Genomic DNA, 2,366 nt, shown 5'->3' with positions numbered 1-2,366 from the left:
GGTTCGTCGCCGCAGCGCGACAGCAGTTGTCAATAAACAGCACGGCGCGTGCTAGGTTGATCGCGCGGATGTTTTAGGTATGTCCGCATTTGAAATGAGAGAAGAAAGTAAATGGCACAGGGGACTGTGAAATGGTTCAACGGTGAGAAGGGCTTCGGCTTCATCACCCCGGACGACGGCGCGAAAGACCTGTTCGTCCACTACTCGGAGATCCAGGGGAACGGTTACCGTTCGCTCGAGGAAAACCAGCGTGTTCAGTTCGAGGTTGCGCAAGGCGCCAAAGGGCCTCAGGCAGTAGGAGTCACTGCCGTCTAAGCAACTCCAAACGTGACAGTGGGCTGGTGCGGTTGCTCCGCGCCAGCCCACTGATCTTTCTGTGCACCCTGGTGGCCATCGCGGGCGCACCAGGTCGACTCCGTTGGCGGGCGCCCGGCGGAAATGGGCATCACCGGCCGAGAGGTCACGCTGACGCTTTGGAAAGCAGCGTGTTTGGACGGATCGGCGATTGATGTGGAGGTTTTGGGTGCCGTCAAAAGTTCGGTGATCAGGATCCTGACGCGATCGGCGATGTCGTCGCCGCCATCTGTCAACGTGATGTGGTGCCGGCTTCGCGGCGCGATCGTTGTCTGTGTGGTTGCCTCATTGTGTGGACGTGGTGGGTTTGGTTGCCCGGATGATCGCGCCGTGCATTCCTTGGGCCACTTCGTGGGTGAACGTGACTGTGGCAGCAGTGAATCCGACTGCGGCCAGCCCGGCGAGGTATTCCTGCTCGGACAGCGCTCCGGCGATGCAGCCGACGTAGGAGCCGCGTTCGGCGCGCTCCGCCGCGCTGAGCTGGTCTTCGGCGACCACGTCGGAGATCCCGATCCGCCCGCCGGGGACCAGGACCCGGAATATCTCGGCGAGCACAGCCGGTTTGTCGGCCGACAGGTTGATCACACAGTTGGAGATCACAACGTCGACGGCTGCGTCGGGTAGCGGGATGTCCTCGATAGTGCCCTTGCGGAACTCGACATTGGTGGCACCAGCCTTGGCTTTGTTCTCCTCGGCCAGAGCGAGCATTTCGTCGGTCATGTCGACGCCGTAGGCGAACCCCTGTGGGCCGACCCGGCGCGCCGACAACAAAACGTCGATGCCGCCGCCGGAACCCAAGTCAAGCACCCGTTCGCCCGGGTGCAGGTCGGCGACCGCGGTCGGGTTACCGCAGCCCAGGCTGGCCGCGAGCGCTTCGGCGGGAATCTCGGAATGCTCGTCGGTGCCGTAGAGGCCGGCGCCGAAGATGGTCCCAACATCGGCCGAGTCGCTTGACCCGCAGCAGCTCGCGGCGGTCAGCACGTCGCTGTTGGTGTCACCGCTACGCGCCGCGGTGGCGGCGGCGCCGTAGCTCGCCCGAACCTGATCGCGCAGCTCGTTGTGTTCGGTAGTCATCCGACCCACTCCTTCCATCGACGGATATCTATGGGTTCAGTCTGCACGACTAATCGATGACCGTCAATGTATGTCACACTGGGGCCATGCCCGCCACGACCACGTCCCTCACCGAACGCGACGACTCGCGGCCGGTGGCCGACCTTGCTGCGTGCTGCAGCCCGATCACCGACGGCATGCTGGACGTGGCCGCCGCAGAGCGGTTGGCCGTCGTCCTCAAGGCGTTGGCCGAGCCGACCCGGCTGCGGCTGGTGTCATTGATTGCGGGCCATGACGGCGCCGAGGCATGCGTGTGCGACCTGACCGCGCCGGTCGGACTGTCCCAGCCCACGGTGTCGCATCACCTCAAGACTCTGGTCGCTGCAGGTCTGTTGGAACGGACGCAGCGCGGCAAATGGGCGTACTACCGGGTGGTGCCCGCGGCCCTGGATGTCCTCGGCGAGGTGTTTGTCGGCACGCGCCGCCGGTGACGCGCGCCACTTCTCGTCTGGATGCGGGCGGTTGGCCGGCGCGGGAGCGTGGTCGAGGAAAAGAGCTATCGGACATCGGCAACTACTGATGCGTTGATTCGATAGCATCACACCATGCGAACAACCCTGGACATCGACGACGACGTCGTCGCTGCGGCACGCGAACTCGCCGCCGGCGAGTGGCGGTCCCTGGGCGCGGTGATCTCCGAGTTGGCCCGCCGCGGTCTGACTCCCGCGCGCGTCGACACCGCCGATGGGTTGCCGGTCATCCGTGTGCCGTCGGGTACGCCGCCGATCACCCCCCAAACCGTCCGACGTGCGCTCGACGAGGACTGACCACCGACGATGGCGCTGCTCGACGTCAACGCGCCGGTCGCTTTGGCGTGGGACTCCCACATCCACCATGTGCGTATCCGCGAGTGGTTTGCCGCCAATGCATCGCAGGGTTGGGCGACCTGCCCCATGACA

4 protein-coding genes and 1 pseudogene are annotated in these 2,366 nt (G+C 64.8%); 4 read left to right on the top strand and 1 reads right to left on the bottom strand.

Features of this window, described 5'->3' with window-relative positions:
- Nucleotides 1-111 precede the first annotated feature (111 nt).
- On the top strand, nt 112-315 hold the full coding sequence (locus tag AC2VOK_RS06750) for a cold-shock protein (RefSeq protein WP_144954743.1): 204 nt from the start codon (nt 112-114) through the stop codon (nt 313-315).
- Nucleotides 316-639: 324 nt separating this feature from the next.
- Here the strand turns inward: AC2VOK_RS06750 and arsM are convergent, their stop codons facing one another.
- On the bottom strand, nt 640-1,428 hold the full coding sequence (arsM, locus tag AC2VOK_RS06745) for an arsenite methyltransferase (RefSeq protein ID WP_343709422.1): 789 nt from the start codon (nt 1,426-1,428) through the stop codon (nt 640-642).
- An 86-nt stretch (nt 1,429-1,514) separates the two neighbouring features.
- Here arsM and AC2VOK_RS06740 point away from each other — a divergent pair, with 86 nt between their 5' ends.
- The 3 genes and pseudogenes from AC2VOK_RS06740 to AC2VOK_RS06730 form a co-directional block, all read left to right on the top strand.
- Nucleotides 1,515-1,898, top strand: coding sequence for an ArsR/SmtB family transcription factor (locus AC2VOK_RS06740; RefSeq protein WP_343709423.1), 384 nt, complete (start codon nt 1,515-1,517; stop codon nt 1,896-1,898).
- Between the two features lie 114 nt (nt 1,899-2,012).
- Nucleotides 2,013-2,234 (top strand): antitoxin, encoded by a 222-nt coding sequence (locus tag AC2VOK_RS06735; RefSeq protein ID WP_428899784.1) that lies wholly within the window; start codon nt 2,013-2,015, stop codon nt 2,232-2,234.
- A 9-nt stretch (nt 2,235-2,243) separates the two neighbouring features.
- Nucleotides 2,244-2,366, top strand: a pseudogene (locus AC2VOK_RS06730) (VapC toxin family PIN domain ribonuclease); the annotation flags it as partial.

The organism is Mycobacterium sp. TH-M116, from assembly GCF_057473685.1.
Note: the sequence above shows the minus strand (reverse complement) of the source record. Positions and strands in the feature narration are given on the sequence as shown.

Bases quoted from the DNA above. Each gene is read 5' to 3' on its own strand.
- AC2VOK_RS06750 (WP_144954743.1), top strand. From the start codon at position 112: ATGGCACAGGGGACTGTGAAATGGTTCAACGGTGAGAAGGGCTTCGGC.
- arsM (WP_343709422.1), bottom strand. From the start codon at position 1,428: ATGACTACCGAACACAACGAGCTGCGCGATCAGGTTCGGGCGAGCTAC.
- AC2VOK_RS06740 (WP_343709423.1), top strand. From the start codon at position 1,515: ATGCCCGCCACGACCACGTCCCTCACCGAACGCGACGACTCGCGGCCG.
- AC2VOK_RS06735 (WP_428899784.1), top strand. From the start codon at position 2,013: ATGCGAACAACCCTGGACATCGACGACGACGTCGTCGCTGCGGCACGC.